The organism is Xanthomonas sp. SS, assembly GCF_014236835.1.
Taxonomy (GTDB): domain Bacteria; phylum Pseudomonadota; class Gammaproteobacteria; order Xanthomonadales; family Xanthomonadaceae; genus Xanthomonas_A.
Genome location: NZ_CP051190.1, coordinates 4,564,106 through 4,580,622 on the forward strand (window position 1 = coordinate 4,564,106; position 16,517 = coordinate 4,580,622).

Here is a 16,517-nt window from a genome sequence, read left to right on the forward strand (position 1 = left end):
AGCGGCTTCAGCCGCGACGAACGAAACACGCCACCCTCCCGCGCCTCCAAAAACGGCAGCACGCGCAAACCCCGCAGACGCCACCACCAACACACCCCGCACCGCGGCACCCCCGCTCCGCGCCCCCGCCTCCACCGCGCAACGAACCTGCTAGGCTGCGCGCGTTCGCAAAGGAGCCTGCATGTCCGGCCATAGCCAGTTCGCCCTGCTGAAACAGCGCCGCTTCCTGCCGTTCTTCGTGGTCCAGGGGTTGGGCGCGTTCAACGACAACGTCTACCGGCAGGCGATCATCGGCCTGCTGTTCTATCTGGGCGTCACCCCCGAGCAGCGCACGCTGTACACCAACCTGGCGCCGGCGCTGTTCATCCTGCCGTACTTCCTGTTCTCCGCATTGGCCGGGCAGATCGCCGAGAAGCTGGAGAAATCGCGGCTGGTGGTGATCACCACCACGATGGAGATCGCGATCATGTCGCTGGCCGCGGTCGGCTTCCTGACCGAGAACATGGCGGTGCTGCTGGTCGCGCTGTTCTGCACCGGCCTGCAGTCCACCCTGTTCGGCCCGGTGAAGTATTCGATCCTGCCCTCGGTGCTCAAGCCGGAAGAACTGACCGGCGGCAACGGCCTGGTCGAGATGGGCACCTCGATCTCGATCCTGTGCGGCATGATCCTGGGCGGGCTGATCTTCCAGATCGCCGGTAGCCATGGCCCGGTCGCCGCGGCCACCGCGGTGATCGCGCTGGCGGTCACCGGCAACCTGGTCGCGCGGCTGATCCCGAAGGTCGATGCCGGCGCGCCGGAGCTGAAGATCAACTGGAATCCGCTGCCCGAGTCGCTGGCGATCATGCGCCTGACCCGGCGCCATCTGGCGGTGCGCAACGCGGTGCTCGGCGTGTCCTGGTTCTGGTTCATCGGCACGGTGCTGACCGCGCAGTTGCCGACCTACGCCGAACTCAATCTCGGCGGCGCGCAGGATCTCTACATTTTCGCCCTGGCGCTGTTCTCGATCGGCACCGGCACCGGCTCGCTGCTGTGCGAAAAGCTGTCCGGGCGCACCGTGGAAATCGGCCTGGTGCCGCTGGGCGCGTTCGGCATCAGCGCGTTCATGCTCGACCTGTATTTCGCCCGCCCCGGCGGCGCGCTGCAGGCCGGGCTGGGCATCGGCCAGTTCGTGCATCAGGCCGGCAGCTGGCGGATCATGCTCGACCTGGTCGGCATCGGCCTGTGCACCGGCCTGTTCGTGGTGCCGCTGTTCGCGCTGATCCAGAGCCGCACGCCCAAGGCCGAGCTGTCGCGGGTCATCGCCGGGCTCAACATCCAGAACTCGATGTTCATCGTCATCGCCGCGATGGTCGGCATCGCGCTGCAGATGCAGCAGCTGACGCTGTTCGGCGTGCGCGTGCCGATGCCCGGGCTGAGCATCCCGCAGGTGTTCCTGGCGCTGGCCATCGCCAACGCGGTGGTGGCAATCTGGATCTTCAGCATCGTCCCCGAATTCCTGATGCGTTTCCTCAGCTGGGTGATGGTGCGCGCGCTGTACCGGCTGCGCCTGCACGGCATCGAGCGGCACGTGCCCGACGAGGGCGCGGCGCTGATCGTGTGCAACCACGTCAGCTACATGGACGCGCTGGTGCTGGCCGCGTCGATCCCGCGGCCGGTGCGTTTCGTCATGTACTACCGCATCTTCAACATCCCGGTGATGCGCTGGATCTTCCGCACCGCCAAGGCGATCCCGATCGCCGGCGCGCGCGAGGACCCGGCGCTGATGCAGCGCGCGTTCGACGAGATCGACGCGGCGCTGGCCGACGGCGAGCTGGTGTGCATCTTCCCCGAGGGCGCATTGACCAAGGACGGCGAGATCGCCAAGTTCAAGTCGGGCGTTGAGAAGATCGTCGAGCGCCGCGCGGTGCCGGTGCTGCCGATGGCGCTGCGCAACATGTGGACCAGCATGTGGAGCAAGCGCGACTCGCGGCTGCGGCGCATGCGCGTGCCGCGGCGCTTCCGCGCGCACGTGGAGGTGATCGCCGGCGCGCCGGTGGACGCCGCCGAGGTCAGTGCGGAACTGCTGGAAACGCAGGTGCGGCAGTTGCGCGGGGACGCCGCGTGAACCTGCGGGGTGCCTGAAAACGCCGCTTCGGGTAGATTAGGCGCCGGGGAGACGCCTGCGTACTGCAGCGGCGTCCATTTCAGGGGTCGATCAGTGAGTCAGGTATTGCCGCCACCACCGCCCAACGGCGCGGGCATCTACGTCCCCAACAATCTGGTGTGGGCGATCCTGTCCACGCTGTTCTGCTGCCTGCCGCTGGGCGTGGTGTCGATCGTCTATGCCTCGCAGGTGGACGGCAAGCGCGCCGCCGGCGATGTGGCCGGCGCCCGCGACGCCTCGCGCAAGGCCGGCCTGTGGGCGATGTGGTCGGCGCTGGCCGCGCCGATCCTGCTCGCACTGTGGTTCCTGCTGTTCGGCGGCATCGCGATCCTCAGCAGCGCGCTGGGGCAGTGAGCCGACCCGCTTTCTCGTTTTTTCTTCGTTCCACCACGCAACCGGAGTAACACGGATGAATACCACCGCACCGCAAGTGTCCAACAATCTGGTCTGGGCGATCCTGAGCACGCTGTTCTGCTGCCTGCCGCTGGGCATCGTCTCGATCGTGTTCGCCGCCCAGGTCAACACCAAGCTCGCCGCCGGCGACGTCACCGGCGCCCGCGAATCGGCCGACAAGGCCAAGAAGTGGGCGATCTACTCGGTCGTCGCCTGGGTGGTGCTGGTCGTGCTGTACCTGATCTTCCTGTTCGCCCTGGGCGGCATGAGCATGATGCAGCAGTCGGCCACGGCCTGATCGAAGATCCGGGCCGCCGCTGCCGCGCGCAGCGGCGGCCCTGTTCGATCGCTCCACGATTCCGCTACCGACGATTCCGTTACCGATGTTCCTGCGCGGACGCCCCCTACCCCGCTGGCTACCGCTGGCCGCGCTGAGCGGCGCCGCCGTGGTCGCGACACTGGTGCTGCGCCGGGTCGATCCCAATGTGCCGGGCAATCCCTTGCCTGCGTGCCCGTTCTACGCGCTCACCGGCCTGTATTGCCCGGGCTGCGGCAGCACCCGCTGCCTGCACGCACTGGTGCACCTGGATCTCGCCCATGCCATGGCGACCAATCCGCTGCTGGTGGTGGCCCTGCCGCTGCTGGCGATCATGGCGCTCAACGCCGCCGGGCTGCGCATGCGCGTGCTGGCGCCACTGCTGAAGATCCTCGCCGACCCGCGCCTGTGGCTGTGGCTGCTGCTCGGCTACGCGGTGCTGCGCAACCTGCCGTGGTACCCGTTCACGCTGCTCGCGCCGCACTGAGCGCGGCACGCGCGCCGAAAGATGGAGGCGCGGCGGCCACCTCGTCTAGACTTGGCCCCATGCCCAGCGCATAGCCCGTCAAGGAGATCCACACATGAGCACCGTCAGCCCCGTCACGCCGCCGCCCGCCCCCGGCGCGATTCCCAATCATCTGGCCTGGGCGATCATCGCCACGGTGCTCGGTTTCTGCCTGTGCTGCCCGTCGATCATTCCGGGCATCGTCGCGATCGTGTTCTCCAGCAAGGTCAACGGGCTGCTCAACCAGGGCGACCTGGACGGCGCGCGGCGCGCCTCCAACAACGCCAAGACCTGGTGCTGGGTGACCACCGCCATGGCCATCATCGGCGTGCTGCTCAACATCGGCATGGTCGCCACCGGCGGCATGCAGAAGTACATGGAATACGTGAACCAGATGCAGCACATGAGCTGATCGGCATGCGCGCCTGGCAACAACGGGCGTGCCTCGGCGCCGCCACCGCCCTCGCGGCGGCCGGCGGCGCGCTGCTGTACCGGTTCGACCCCAACGCCGCGGACAATCCGTTCGCGCCGTGCCTGTTCCATGCGCTCACCGGCTACTACTGTCCCGGCTGCGGCATGACCCGTGCTCTGCACGCGCTGGTGCACCTGGATCCGCTCGGCGCCTTCGCGATGAATCCCGGCGCGATGCTGGGCCTGGCCGTGCTGCCGGGCCTGATCGCCTGGAAGGCGGGCTGGCGCGCGGCGTGGTTCGCGCCGGTGGTCGCGCTGCTGTCGCGGCCGAATTTCTGGCTGCTGGCGCTGCCCGGTTACTGGATCGCGCGCAACCTGCCGTGGTTCCCGTTCACCCTGCTCGCGCCGACTTAGGGCGTGTCATCAATCCCCGAGCAGCTCGCGCCGCTCTCGCGCATGCGCGTTCATGTCGGCGCTGGCACGGCAGCGTGCACGCGCAAGAGTGGCCCTACGGGTTGGGCCTGTCAGGCCGCCAGCCGGCACCGCGCGGCTTGACCTGACCGCCAGTCAGGCGCTGCGCCACGCAGCACCGGCTGGCAACCTGACAGACCCAACGCGACCTACTCGGGAATCGATGACACGCCCTAGTCAGCTGACCCAGCCGGCGATCACCAGCAACGCCAGCACCACCAGCCACAGCAGCAGCACCCGCCAGATCTGGCTCATCGCATCGCGCAATTCCGGCAGGCGCCGCAGCACCGGCACCGCCATGCCGGCATCGCTGTAGTCGTGCGCCTCATCGTCGAGTTCGCCGCGCACGCTGGCGCAGGCCACCGGGCCAAGGAAGCCGCTGTCCAGCTGCCAGCGATTGCCGCCGGCCGCGCGCCAGGCGCCGAACACGGTCTCGAAATTGCCGACCAGCGCCAGCGAGAAGGTCATCAACTGCGCCACCGGCCATTCCATCGCGGCCAGCACGGTGCGCGCGCCGAGCGCAGTGGCCAACGGCAGCCGCGGCGCGTACGGGCCGACCGCGGCCAGCGCCAGCAGGCGATAACCGAGCGCGCCGAACGGCCCCAGCAGCAGGAACCAGAACAGCACCGCGAACCAGCGCCGCAATGCGCTGACCGCCACCGCCTCCACCAAGCCCGCCGGATCCTCGCGCGGCGGCCCGCCATCGGCATGCAGGTGCGCGACCGCCACCCGCCGTGCGGCCACGTCGTCGGCCTCGATCACCGCTTCCACATCGGTATCCAGATCGCGCGGACCCCAGCTGAAGGCCAGCACCAGCACCCCGAACAGCAGCGCCAGCAGGCCCAGGTGCGGCGCGGCCAGCAGCCACTGCAGCAGGCCGACCAGCAGCAAGGCCGGCAGCAGTGCCAGCGCGATGCCGTAGCGGCCGCGCCAGCCGCTGCCTTCGCCGGCATGCGCATCCAGCCACGACAGCCAGTCGCCATAGGCATCGAAACGGCGCAGCGAGGCCACCATGCCGGGCGCGACATGGCCCAGCACCAGGGCGACGATCACAGCGACGAGGGTAGTGAACATGCAGGTCCTCCGGGACCGTTCTGAAGCGTGTGCGGCAGATGCCGGGCGGCCTGGCGGTCTACGCGTGCGCGCCGCCGCGGCGATACCAGTCCACCACCAGCGCGCGCGCGATGGAGATGCCCGGCGGCAGGCGCAGGCCATGGCCGTCGTCGACGCTGTCGCCCTGTTCCGCGGCGCGCTGCAGGGCGGCCCCGATCTCGTCGCGCTCGAACCAGCGGGCGTCTTCCAGCTCGCCATCCACCTGCGGCGCGTCGGGCTCGGCCAGCGCGCTGAAGCCGAGCATCAGCGCGCCGGGGAACGGCCATGGCTGCGCGCCGTAATAGCGGCAGCTGCCGGGCCGCACCCGCACCTGGGTCTCCTCGGCCACTTCGCGCGCCACGGTCTGCTCCAGCGACTCGCCCGGCTCGACGAAGCCGGCGATCACCGAATAGCGCCGCGCCGGCCAGCTCGCCTGGCGCCCCAGCAGCAGCCGCGCGCCGTCGCTGACCGCCACGATCACCGCCGGATCCACGCGCGGATAGTGTTCGCTGGCGCATTGCGCACACACGCCGAGGAAGCCGCCGCGGCGGAAGCCAATGGCGCCGCCGCAAACGCCGCAGAAGCGGGTGCGCGATTGCCAATGCAGCATGCCGCGGGCATAGGCGAACAGGCCGGACGCGAATGCCGGCCACTCGGCCGCGGCGCGGCGCAGGTCCATGCGCTGCGGCGGATCGAGGTCTGCGTCGAGCATGCCCGCTGCTACGGCGAACCAGGCCTGGCCATCGCGCAGGCCGAGAAAGATCGCCTGCTCGACCCTATCGCCCAGCGCGGCGCCGGTCAGCGCCAATGGCTGGCCGTGCGCATCGGCGTAGGCGTTGCCGTCGGCATCGAGCAGCAGCAGGTGCGCGGCGGGCCAGGCGCGGCGCAAGGCCTCGGGATCGTTGCGCAGCGCATCGGCGCGGTCGATGACCGCGTCGGCGAACGCGAAGGAAACAGGCGTCAGTTCGGGCATGCGGCGCAGGGTGCAGGCAAACCGCGCATCCCGCAAGCCGCAGCGTGTCTACACGCTGAAGCTGCTGCCGCAGCCGCAGGTGGTCTTGGCGTTGGGGTTGCGGATCACGAACTGCGCGCCGTGCAGGCCTTCGCTGTAATCCACTTCCGCGCCCATCAGGTACTGCAGGCTCAGCGGGTCGACCAGCAGGGTGACTTCGTCGGTACGCACCGACAGGTCGTCCTCGGCGCGGTTCTCGTCGAACTCGAAGCCGTACTGGAAACCGGAACAGCCGCCGCCCTGGATGTACACGCGCAACGCCAGCGCCTCGTTGCCTTCCTCGCGGATCAGCTCGCGCACCTTGGCCGCGGCGGCCTGGGTGAAGTTCAGCGGCCGCTCCAGCGACTGGTAGTCGGGGGCGGGCGCGGCGCTGGGCAGGGAAACGAGAGTGCTCATGGCTGCAGGATGGGGGCGGCCGGGAGCCGAATCAAGCATCCGCCGCGGTCAGCGCGCGCTGCGCCGGCGCGGCCTGCGGTTCCTCGTGCGACGGCTCCGGCGGCGCCAGCGCGGCCATGCTGCCGACATGGATCAGCCGCCCGGTCAGCTGCGCGCCGGCGTTCATCTCCACCACCTGGTAGTGCACGTTGCCCTGCACCCGCGCCTTCGGCGCCAGTTCCACGCGCTCGGCGGCATGCACGTCGCCGGTCAGCTGGCCGTTGATGATCACGATCGGCGCGCGCACCTCGCCCTCGATGCTGCCGTGCTCGGACAGGGTCAGCGTCGCCGGCGCGCCGTCCTCGGCCAGCACCTTGCCGAGGATGCGCCCTTCCACGTACAGGCCGCCGCTGAACACCAGGTCGCCCCGGATCACCACCTGCGCGCCGATCAGGGTATCCACCACGGTCTGGCCGCTGCTGCGGCCGTTCTTGTTGCTTCCGAACATAAGCTGCCTACTCCCCTTTGCCGTTGCCGGCCAGTGTCCAATCGAAACTCTGGGTGACCGGCGCCCCTCCGCCGGACAGCGATACTCGCACCCGTTGCGGGGTGAAATCCTTGGGCAGGATCACGCTGCCGTCCAACTGCTGGAAATAGCGGAACGAATAGTCCTGCCCGGGCACGCCGCTCTTCTGGTGCAGTTCGTCCCAGCCCACGCTGGTCAGCTTGCCGCCGCGCACGCCTTCCACCGCCAGGCGCATCTGCCCCTGGCTGATCGCGCCGCGGTTGAGGTTCTGGGTCAGCACCACGTTGTAGTGCCAGGTGCCGCCGGCCTCGGCCGAGAACTCGGCCGAATGCACGGTCAGGCCCTTGCGCTGGCTGGTGGCGCCGACCAGGCGCTCGTAGAAGGCCACGTCGGCCCGCAGCCCGGCGATCTCCTCGTCGCGCTCGGCCAGCGAACTCTGCACCTCGTTGTTGGCGGCGCGGCTGATCTGGTCGGAGCGGGCCAGGGTGGCCTGGCGCTGGTTGAGCGTGTCGATCTGCCGCTGCTGCGCCTGCAGCTTGGCGTCGGCCTGGCGCAGTTGCGTCCTCACCTCGCCCAGCTCCGGCGCGGCCTGGCGGCTGGCCAGCAGCCAGGTTCCCGCCAGCGACAACAGCCAGACGATGACGATCAGCAGCCACAGGCCGCGTCCGCGCACGGGCGCGGCGCCGTTGGGCACGATCTGGAAACGGGGGACGGGTCGGTTCATCGTCAAAGCCGCGCCACCGAGGCGGCAGCGGCGTCGATCCTCGCGGGGGGTCGGCCGGCCGGCTAGTGTAAGCCACGCGCCGTAGCTTGCCGTTGCCGGCAGCGGCGGCGCGGGCGGCGGCCCGTGCGCTGGCCTTCGCCGCACGCTTGGCCGATAGTGGCCGCCACCCGCGCATCTGCAGGAGCGCCTCGCCATGACCGACGCCCACCTCTTCGCAATCGGCATCCTGCTGGCCTGGCTGGCCGGCATCCGCGTCTACCTGACCGTGTTCGGGATCGGCGTGGCCGGCCTGCTCGGCTGGCTGGACTTGCCGCCGGCGCTGCAGGCCACCGAGTCGTGGTGGGTGCTGGGCACCTCCGGCGCGCTGGCGCTGGCCGAGTTCTTCGCCGACAAGATTCCCGGTGTGGATTCGGTCTGGGACCTGCTGCAGACCCTGACCCGGATCCCGGCCGGTGCGTTCCTGGCCGCGGCCACGCTGTCCCAGGACGGCCAGCTGGGCGCCGGCGCGCTGGCTACCGGCGCCGGCGTCGCGCTCACCAGCCACGTACTGAAGGCCGGTTCGCGCGCCTTGCTGAACACCTCGCCGGAACCGGCCAGCAACTGGATCGCCTCGCTGACCGAGGATTCGGTGGTCCTGGCCACGCTCGCGCTGGCCCTGGTGCATCCGTGGCTGGCGTTGGCCGTATTGCTTGGGGCGAGCGTGCTGGGTGCGCTGCTGGTGTGGTGGGTGTGGCGCACGCTGTGGCGCGGCGTCCGCCGCCTGCTGGCGGTGCCCGCGGACGCCGCCGTTGCCGGTCCGGGCCACAAGGGCTCCCTGTCTTCGTGAACTTCATCGCATAATTGCGCGCGCACCAGGATAAAGACGCGATGGCCGCAAGAGACACCGCACCACTTTCCAGCCGCGACGATCCGCGTTCGCGCAACGTCCGTGCCGAGACCCCGCCACCGCACTACTGGCGGCGCTGGGCCGCCGACGCCGTGCCCGACGCGCCAGAGCCGGCGCCCGACCTGGCCCTGGCGCCGAGTGCGGAAGACGGCACAGCGTCCGCCGCCGCCCCCGGCGAGCAGACCTTCGCCGCCGCAGCGCCTAGCGCGGCAAGCGACGGCACCGCGCCGCCGCAACCGCTGGACGCGCCGTACCGCATCCTGATCGTCGAGGACGACCGCTCGCAGGCCTTGTTCGCGCAGAGCGTGCTGCACGGCGCCGGCATGCAGGCGCAGGTGGAGATGCAGGCCGAAGGCGTGCAGCAGGCGATCGCCGAATACCGCCCCGACCTGATCCTGATGGACCTGCATATGCCCGGCCTGGACGGCATGCGCCTGACCGCGCTGATCCGCCAGCAACCGCAGCACCAGTTGCTGCCGATCGTGTTCCTGACCGGCGACCCGGATCCGGAGCTGCAATACGAAGTGCTGGACAGCGGCGCCGACGATTTCCTGACCAAGCCGATCCGCCCGCGGCACCTGATCGCCGCGGTCTCCAACCGCATCCGCCGCGCGCGCCAGCAGGCGCAGCAGAGCGCCAGCGACGGCGTGCCGCTGAACAATCCCGAGACCGGCCTGCCGACCCGCACCCACGTGCTGCAGTTGCTCGGCGAGTCGCTGCGCGCGCGCGCCGGCGGCGGCCTGTTCTTCATCGAGATCGCCAGCGCGCTGGGCCTGCGCGAACGCTACGGCTACGCCGCGTTCGAACGCCTGATGACCCAGGCCGGACGCCGCCTGGCCAGCGTCACCGCGCCGCAGCCGCTGGCCCGGCTCAACGACAACAGCTTCCTGCTGCTGGCCCAGGACAGCGACCTGGACGCGCTGCGGCAGCGCGCCCAGTCCTTGCGCGAAGCCCTGGCCAGCCATGCGTTCCCGCTGCGCGACGACGAAGCCGTGCACCTGCGCTGCGCGATCGGCTATGCCGACCTGGCGCAAGGGTTCGAAGACGCCGGCAGCGCGCTGGAAGCGGTCGAGCGCACCGCGCTGCAGGCGCGCCTGCACCCGCAGGGCGTGGCCGCGTACGCGCCGCCGCGCGAGGAAGAGGACCTGGGCCGCATCGCCATGTTCGAAGGCCAGCTGGAGCCGGCCTACCAGCCGATCGTCGCCGTCGCCGGCGGCGATACCGCGCAGTACCAGGTGCTGCTGCGCCTGCGCCAGCGCGACGGCACGCTGCTGTCGGCCGGGCAGGTGCTGCCCGCGGCCGAGGCCGGCGGGCGCATCGCCGATCTCGACCAGCAGGTGCTGGACCACGCGCTCGGCCTGCTGCACCTGTACCAGCACGCCACGCCGCCGCTGCGCCTGTTCGTGTCGCAGTCCTCGCGCACGCTGGCGCGCGGCGCCTTCGCCGACTGGCTGGTCGAAGCGATCGGCCGCCGTGGCGTCACCGGCACCTCGCTGGTGATCGACCTGCGCCTGGACGATGCGCTGATCCACACGGTGACGCTGCAGCAGTTCTGCGCCCGGCTGATGCCGCTGGGCGTGCAGTTCTGCCTCAGCCAGTTCGAGCCCGGCGCCGAGGCCGAGGCCTTGCTCAACCAGTTGCCGCTGGGCTACCTGCGCCTGTCCGCGCGCTTCGCCAACGCGCATGCCGATGCCGCACTGCGCGACCAGTTGCGCGCCGCGATCGACCTGGCACACCGCGCCGGGCTGCTGATCATCGGCCAGCAGATCGAGGAAGCGCAGGCCGCCGCGGCGATGTGGATGGGCGGGGTCGATTTCATCCAGGGCAACCTGGTGCAGTCGGTCGGCGACGAACTGAACTTCGACTTCCAGAACGCGGTGCTGTAGCGATGCCCGCACGCCGGCGCCGGCCCCTGCCGTGGCTGGCCGCGTCGAGCGCGGCGAGCGCGGTCGCCGGCGCGCTGCTGGCGGTGCCGGTACTGGCCCCGCCGCCGCCCTGGCATCTGCTGGCCCCGCTGTGCATCGGCATCGCCGCGCTGCTGGCGGTGGTGGCCGGCTGGCGCACGCGGCAGCAGGCCGGCGCACTGGACGCGGCGCTGGCACGCGCCGCCCTGGCCGAATCCGAACGCGATGCGCTGCAGCGCGACGTGCACCTGCGCGAACGCCTGGAACGGGAGCTGGTGCAGGCCAAGCAGGCCGCCGAGGCCGCGGCGATGGCCAAGGGTGAATTCCTGGCCACCATGAGCCACGAGATCCGCACCCCGCTCAACGGCATCATTCCGATGCTGGAACTGATCGCGCGCGGCCAGCTCGGCACCGAGCAGCGCGAGATGCTGCGCGCCGCCAACGACTCCTCGTTGCAGCTGCTGCGCATCGTCGACGACATCCTCGACTACTCCAAGCTGGAAGCGAACCGGCTGGAGCTGGAGATCACCAGCTTCAACCTGCGCGACCTGCTCGACGGCGTGCTGCAGCTGATGCAGCGCTCGGCCGAGGCCAAGGGCCTGCGCGTGAGCCTGCAGTTGGATCCGGCGGTGCGCCTGCCGGTGCGTGGCGACCCGGTGCGGCTGCGCCAGGTGCTGAGCAACCTGATCGGCAATGCGATCAAGTTCACCGCGCGCGGCAGCGTGGAATTGCGCGTGCGCCGCCTCGGCGAGACCCCGGCGCAGCACCTGCTGCGCCTGGAAGTGCGCGACACCGGCATCGGCATCAGCGCCGAGCAGCAGGAACGGCTGTTCCGCTCCTTCACCCAGGCCGATGCCTCCACCACCCGCCTGTACGGCGGCACCGGCCTGGGACTGGCGATCTGCAAACGCATCGTCGACCTGATGGGCGGGCGCATCGGCGTGGAATCGGGCAGCGACCAGGGCGCCACGTTCTGGTTCGAGATCCCGCTGCTGAAGGTGATCGGCGACCTGCCGCAACTCCAGGGCGGCCTGCCGCGGCTGCACGCGCTGCTGGTCGGCGCCGACCTGCGCCTGTACCAGCGCTTGAAAGCGCTGCTGCCGAACTGGGGCGTGCAGCTGAGCAAGGTCGACTCGACCCAGGAAGCGCTGGAGCGGCTGCGCGCCGCCGGCCCCGCGCTGCCGCCCTACGACCTAGTGATCGGCGACCTCGACGGCCTGCGCCAGAGCGCACGCGCGCTGCAGCGTGCCGTCGGGCGCCTGCCGGCGCCGCATGGCGTGCGCCTGATCTGGCTGTACGGGGAAGTGGAGATTCCCGATGAAATCCGCGCGCACGGTGCGCTGCTGTCGCGGCAGGCGGCGGATCTGGACCTACGCGGGATGCTCGCGCTGGCGCCGGCCGCGGCCCCCGCTGCCAGCGTCGGGCTGGCCTCGGCCGATGACGCCCTCTACCCCGCGCACGCCGCCGAACCAACGCCAACCTCGGCCAGCGCCACCGAACCGGAGCTGGACACCGCTGCCGGCCCGGCCTCGCCGCCCGCCGATTACCGCCTGCTGCTGGTCGAGGACAACCCGGTCAACCTGCTGGTCGCGCAGAAGCTGCTCGACGTGCTCGGCTACCGCAGCGACAGCGCCACGGACGGCGCCGCCGCGCTGGCGCGATTGGATGCGCAGCCCTACGACCTGGTGCTGATGGACTGCCAGATGCCGGTCCTGGACGGCTATGCCGCGACCCGCCAGTGGCGCCAGTCCGAAGCGGCGGCGGGAAGGCCGCGGCTGCCGATCGTGGCGATGACTGCCAACGCGATGGCAGGCGACCGCCAGCGCTGCCTGGAGGCCGGCATGGACGACTACCTGTCCAAGCCGGTCAACCGCGAACTGCTGGCGGAATGCCTGCAGCGCTGGCTGCCGCACCATGCCGCCAATGCCATGCCGGTGAATGCCGCGCTGGCGGATGTCGCGCTGTCGGCGGACGCGGAAGAAGCGGCTGCAGAAAACGCGGCAGCGCCGACACCAACCGCCGCTGTCGCCGCCACGCCCGCAGCCAGCGTCGCCGGCACGGCGCCGATGCTGCCACCGACCCCGTTGCCGGTGCTGGATATCGCGGTGCTCGACGAATTGCGCGAACTCGCCGGCAGCGCGACCACCGCGCAGATCGTGGAACTGTTCCTGGACGATGCGCCGCAGCTGATCCAGCGCCTGGAGCAGGCCGCCGCGATCCCGCAACTGGACCCGTTACGCGACGCAGCGCATACGCTGAAGTCCTCGGCCGCCAACGTCGGCGCACTGGCGCTGTCGGCCGCCGCCGCGCGCATCGAGGCCGGCGTACGCGCCCATCAGCTGGAGCGCCCCGCGGTCGCGGTGGCGCTGGTCATCGCCGAATTCGCGCGTGCGCGGCTGGCCTTGAAGGGCTACCGCAACACCTTGCGCGACGCCGCGGAAAGCACGGCGCCGTAGAAGACCAGTAACCCCTGTAGGAGCGGCTTCAGCCGCGACAGATCCTATGAGTGCCTTCGGATAGAGCCTGTCGCGGCTGAAGCCGCTCCTACAGGGATGCCAGCATCCGTGGCTACCTGACGCTGGCCCGAGTGCGGACCAAACACGACCAGGCAGCGACGCCCGGCTCAGTCCTCGAGCTTGGTCAGCAGATAGTTCGGCTCGCCGATGCGGCCGATCAGATCGAGCTGGGTTTCCAGCCAATCGATGTGCTCTTCCTCCGACTCCAGGATATCGGCCAGCAGCTGGCGGCTGACGTAATCCTGGATCGACTCGGCGTAGGCGATGCCGTCGCGCAAGGTGGTGGTGCCGTCCTGCTCCAGCGCCAGGTCGCACTCGAGGATTTCCCTCGGGTTCTCGCCGATGCGCAACTTGCCCAGCGCCTGGAAGTTGGGCAGCCCCTCGAGGAACAGGATGCGGTCCGCCAACTTGTCGGCGTGCTTCATCTCGTCGATCGATTCCTTGTACTCGTGTTCGGCCAGTTCCTTCAGCCCCCAGTTCTTCAGCATCTTGGCGTGCAGGAAGTACTGGTTGATCGCGGTCAACTCGTTGTAGAGGACCTTGTTGAGGAACTCGATGACCTTGCTGTCGCCCTTCATCGCAGTGCTCGCTCATGCGTGGAAAGCGCAGACTTTAGCGAATCGGCCGCGGCCGTGAAGGAACGCGAATCGTGATCATCCCGCTGCGCATCGGCGCGGCGGGGACGCCGCTTTCAGGCGGCGCGGGCCATGCCGCCCAGCAGGGGCAACGGCAGCTCGCGCAGCAGCGCGCGTTGCAGCAGGTCGCCGGCCATGTCCAGGCAGGAACCGCAGGTGGCACCGCAACCGGTGCGCATGGTCAACTCGGACACGCTGCGGCAGCCGGCGTCGGCGGCTTCGCGGATCTGGCGATCGGTAACCCCATTGCAGATGCAGACGTACACGATGGCGTTGGCGGCGGACGGCGCGGACTGCGCCTGCCGCCATTCAACCCAAAGTGAGAATGGTTGTCAATTCCGACCGTTAATCGTTATTAATACGGGCGACCAGCGGACCGCCACGCTTGCGCGGCCGCTTGCGCGGGCGCTCGTGGCCGGCGTTGTTGCCGGGCATCCACGCTTCCTGCGCCAGGGTCGGCATGGCGCGAATGCCCGGCCCGGCGATGCTCTGCGCCAACGGCGCCAGGTGGCGCAGCGCGCGGGCGTACACGCCGCGCTTGAACAGCACCACGTGCTCCACCGGATACCAGAAGTCGACCCAGCGCCAATGGTCGAATTCCGGGGTCTCGGTCAGCTCCAGGTTCAATTCGCTCTCGTCGCACTGCATGCGCAGCAGGAACCAGACCTGTTTCTGGCCGATGCACACCTGGCGTTCGTTACGGCGGATGGCGCGGCTGGGCAGCCGATAGCGCAGCCAGCCAGGCGTCGCACCGAGCACTTCGACGTGCTCGGGCAACAGCCCGGTCTCTTCACGCAACTCGCGGTACATGGCCTCGACCGGGGTCTCGTCGGTATTCATGCCGCCTTGCGGGAACTGCCAGCCATCCCGGCGCACGCGACGTGCCCAGAACACCTGACCGTCCGGCCGCATCAGCACGATGCCCACGTTCGGTCGATAACCGTCCGGATCGATCACGATGCGGACTCCTGAAAAATCTACTGGCTCCGACTCTGCCATGGCTGCGTCCGGCCCACAAGCGCGGCAAAAACCCGTTGACAGCTGCCCCATTTCCTATAAGAATTGGCGGTTCACCAAGGCTATGTAGCTCAGCCGGTTAGAGCACAGCACTCATAATGCTGGGGTCGGTGGTTCGAGTCCACCCATAGCCACCATGGTGTCCACGCGGCAAGCGTGCGATAATTGCGATCTGCGACATTGCCCCGTCGCCAAGCGGTAAGGCACCTGACTCTGACTCAGGCATCGGTGGTTCGAATCCATCCGGGGCAGCCAAACAAAAAAGAAAGGCCGATCTTTGATCGGCCTTTCTTTTTTGTTTGGCGCGGGGTTTGCGTAGGCGCGTTGCGCCTACGCCCCGCACCTTGCTGCGCAAGATGCGGGCCCCGGCCTTCCCTCTCCACATCCCCGCGCCTGTCGGCGCGCCCCCTTGGACTCCAAGGGGGCTTTTCACCAGACGCTTTGATGCAGGTTGGCGGTAAAGCCTTGACCCGCGGGCGGGTCGCGCTTGACTGCCGACACTATTGAATAAGGCATTGCCAATTGCGATGGGCGTATCGATCGAACGCGAGCAGCCAGCAACAGCCGCCATTTCGATGGACTGCCGGCCAGCGCGACACAGACCCCCGAAGCCCAAAACGACAAAAGCCCGGCCGGAGCCGGGCTTTTGCGTTCCCAGGGGAATCCCGAAGGATTCCTCGCCAGGCGCAGTGGATCAGCGCTTGGAGAACTGGGTCGCGCGACGGGCCTTGTGCAGACCGACCTTCTTACGCTCGACTTCGCGGGCGTCGCGGGTCATGAAGCCGGCCTTGCGCAGCTCGGACTTCAGGGTTTCGTCGTACTCGACCAGCGCGCGGGCGATGCCCAGGCGGATCGCACCGGCCTGGCCGGTGGTGCCGCCGCCGGCTGCGGTGACGAAGATGTCGAAGCTCTCGGTGTTCTTGGTCAGCTCCAGCGGCTGGCGCACGATCATGCGCGCGGTCTCACGGCCGAAGAACTCGTCCAGCGGACGGTTGTTGACGGTGATGTTGCCGGTGCCCTTGCGCAGGAACACGCGGGCAGTGGAGGACTTGCGGCGGCCGGTGCCGTAGTTTTGCGTGATAGCCATGATTAGATATCCAGAACTTGCGGCTGCTGGGCGGTATGCGGATGCTCGGAGCCCTTGTAGACCTTGAGCTTGCGGTACATGGCGCGACCCAGCGGACCCTTCGGCAGCATGCCCTTGACCGCGATCTCGATGACGCGCTCGGGATGACGCTCCAGCGCCTGCGCCAAGGTCTCGGTCTTCAGGTTGCCGATGTAGCCGGTGAAGCGGTGGTACTTCTTGTCGTTGAGCTTGTTGCCGGTGACCGTGATCTTCTCGGCGTTGATTACCACCAGGTAATCGCCGGTATCGACGTGCGGGGTATAGACCGGCTTGTGCTTGCCGCGCAGACGGCGGGCCAATTCGGTGGAAAGCCGGCCCAGCGTTTTGCCGGCGGCGTCGACGAGATACCAGTCGCGCTGGACGGTCTCGGACTTAGCGGTGAAGGTGCTCATTAAGAAGACTCGGTTGGTCGGGCGGATTCCGGCAGCACGCTGCCTGAACTTTGCCACGCGTTGTGACTTGCAA

The 16,517-nt window shown here is 69.1% G+C and carries 19 protein-coding genes and 2 tRNA genes; 11 read left to right on the forward strand and 10 right to left on the reverse strand.

The window, feature by feature from the left end; translation table 11 throughout:
* Positions 1-181 precede the first annotated feature (181 nt).
* The 6 genes from HEP74_RS19240 to HEP74_RS19265 all read left to right on the forward strand — a co-directional run bounded on the left by HEP74_RS19240 (position 182) and on the right by HEP74_RS19265 (position 4,182).
* Complete coding sequence (locus HEP74_RS19240; RefSeq protein WP_185814231.1) at positions 182-2,104, forward strand: MFS transporter; 1,923 nt, start codon at positions 182-184, stop codon at positions 2,102-2,104.
* A 105-nt stretch (positions 2,105-2,209) separates the two neighbouring features.
* Positions 2,210-2,497, forward strand: a complete 288-nt coding sequence (locus HEP74_RS19245) for a CD225/dispanin family protein (protein WP_225210070.1) — start codon at positions 2,210-2,212, stop codon at positions 2,495-2,497.
* 55 nt (positions 2,498-2,552) lie between these two features.
* Positions 2,553-2,834 (forward strand): CD225/dispanin family protein, encoded by a 282-nt coding sequence (locus HEP74_RS19250; RefSeq protein WP_185814232.1) that lies wholly within the window; start codon positions 2,553-2,555, stop codon positions 2,832-2,834.
* A gap of 85 nt (positions 2,835-2,919) precedes the next feature.
* Positions 2,920-3,339: a DUF2752 domain-containing protein gene (locus HEP74_RS19255; RefSeq protein ID WP_185814233.1), complete on the forward strand. Its 420-nt coding sequence runs from the start codon at positions 2,920-2,922 to the stop codon at positions 3,337-3,339.
* A gap of 94 nt (positions 3,340-3,433) precedes the next feature.
* Entirely contained in the window at positions 3,434-3,769 is a 336-nt protein-coding gene (locus HEP74_RS19260; protein WP_185814234.1) for a CD225/dispanin family protein, read from the forward strand.
* A gap of 5 nt (positions 3,770-3,774) precedes the next feature.
* Positions 3,775-4,182, forward strand: coding sequence for a DUF2752 domain-containing protein (locus tag HEP74_RS19265; protein WP_185814235.1), 408 nt, complete (start codon positions 3,775-3,777; stop codon positions 4,180-4,182).
* A 234-nt stretch (positions 4,183-4,416) separates the two neighbouring features.
* On the opposite strand, the gene HEP74_RS19270 is transcribed toward HEP74_RS19265, so the two are convergent.
* Genes HEP74_RS19270 through HEP74_RS19290 form a run of 5 tightly spaced genes read right to left on the reverse strand, consistent with a single transcriptional unit; the run spans position 4,417 to position 7,968 of the window.
* On the reverse strand, positions 4,417-5,313 hold the full coding sequence (locus HEP74_RS19270; RefSeq protein WP_185814236.1) for a hypothetical protein: 897 nt from the start codon (positions 5,311-5,313) through the stop codon (positions 4,417-4,419).
* Positions 5,314-5,371: 58 nt separating this feature from the next.
* Entirely contained in the window at positions 5,372-6,304 is a 933-nt protein-coding gene (nudC, locus tag HEP74_RS19275; protein ID WP_185814237.1) for an NAD(+) diphosphatase, read from the reverse strand.
* A 48-nt stretch (positions 6,305-6,352) separates the two neighbouring features.
* Entirely contained in the window at positions 6,353-6,739 is a 387-nt protein-coding gene (gene erpA / locus HEP74_RS19280) for an iron-sulfur cluster insertion protein ErpA (RefSeq protein ID WP_185814238.1), read from the reverse strand.
* A gap of 31 nt (positions 6,740-6,770) precedes the next feature.
* A complete protein-coding gene (locus HEP74_RS19285; RefSeq protein WP_185814239.1) occupies positions 6,771-7,226 on the reverse strand; it encodes a bactofilin family protein in 456 nt (151 codons plus the stop codon).
* A 7-nt stretch (positions 7,227-7,233) separates the two neighbouring features.
* Positions 7,234-7,968 (reverse strand): DUF6776 family protein, encoded by a 735-nt coding sequence (locus tag HEP74_RS19290; RefSeq protein ID WP_185814240.1) that lies wholly within the window; start codon positions 7,966-7,968, stop codon positions 7,234-7,236.
* 193 nt (positions 7,969-8,161) lie between these two features.
* On the opposite strand from HEP74_RS19290, the gene HEP74_RS19295 reads away from it, so the two are divergent.
* From HEP74_RS19295 to HEP74_RS19305, 3 genes are read left to right on the forward strand one after another with little or no spacing between them, the layout of a single operon-like run.
* On the forward strand, positions 8,162-8,794 hold the full coding sequence (locus HEP74_RS19295; protein ID WP_185814241.1) for a DUF4126 domain-containing protein: 633 nt from the start codon (positions 8,162-8,164) through the stop codon (positions 8,792-8,794).
* Positions 8,795-8,835: 41 nt separating this feature from the next.
* Entirely contained in the window at positions 8,836-10,740 is a 1,905-nt protein-coding gene (locus HEP74_RS19300; protein ID WP_185814242.1) for an EAL domain-containing protein, read from the forward strand.
* Positions 10,741-10,742: 2 nt separating this feature from the next.
* Positions 10,743-13,214 (forward strand): hybrid sensor histidine kinase/response regulator, encoded by a 2,472-nt coding sequence (locus HEP74_RS19305; protein WP_524540752.1) that lies wholly within the window; start codon positions 10,743-10,745, stop codon positions 13,212-13,214.
* A gap of 167 nt (positions 13,215-13,381) precedes the next feature.
* Here the strand turns inward: HEP74_RS19305 and bfr are convergent, their stop codons facing one another.
* From bfr to HEP74_RS19320, 3 genes are all read right to left on the reverse strand, one after another.
* Entirely contained in the window at positions 13,382-13,852 is a 471-nt protein-coding gene (gene bfr, locus HEP74_RS19310; protein WP_185814243.1) for a bacterioferritin, read from the reverse strand.
* A gap of 113 nt (positions 13,853-13,965) precedes the next feature.
* Positions 13,966-14,175: a (2Fe-2S)-binding protein gene (locus tag HEP74_RS19315; protein WP_185814244.1), complete on the reverse strand. Its 210-nt coding sequence runs from the start codon at positions 14,173-14,175 to the stop codon at positions 13,966-13,968.
* 79 nt (positions 14,176-14,254) lie between these two features.
* A complete protein-coding gene (locus HEP74_RS19320) occupies positions 14,255-14,866 on the reverse strand; it encodes an RNA pyrophosphohydrolase (protein WP_179569149.1) in 612 nt (203 codons plus the stop codon).
* A 120-nt stretch (positions 14,867-14,986) separates the two neighbouring features.
* On the opposite strand from HEP74_RS19320, the gene HEP74_RS19325 reads away from it, so the two are divergent.
* Together HEP74_RS19325 and HEP74_RS19330 are read left to right on the forward strand one after the other, a co-directional pair.
* Positions 14,987-15,063, forward strand: a tRNA-Met gene (locus HEP74_RS19325).
* 44 nt (positions 15,064-15,107) lie between these two features.
* A tRNA-Gln gene (locus HEP74_RS19330) sits at positions 15,108-15,181 on the forward strand.
* A gap of 439 nt (positions 15,182-15,620) precedes the next feature.
* On the opposite strand, the gene rpsI is transcribed toward HEP74_RS19330, so the two are convergent.
* A complete protein-coding gene (gene rpsI, locus HEP74_RS19335; protein ID WP_003470251.1) occupies positions 15,621-16,013 on the reverse strand; it encodes a 30S ribosomal protein S9 in 393 nt (130 codons plus the stop codon).
* Positions 16,014-16,015: 2 nt separating this feature from the next.
* Positions 16,016-16,444 carry a 50S ribosomal protein L13 gene (rplM, locus tag HEP74_RS19340; RefSeq protein WP_003470250.1) on the reverse strand — a complete coding sequence of 143 codons (429 nt, stop codon included), beginning with the start codon at positions 16,442-16,444 and terminating at the stop codon, positions 16,016-16,018.
* Positions 16,445-16,517: the final 73 nt, after the last annotated feature.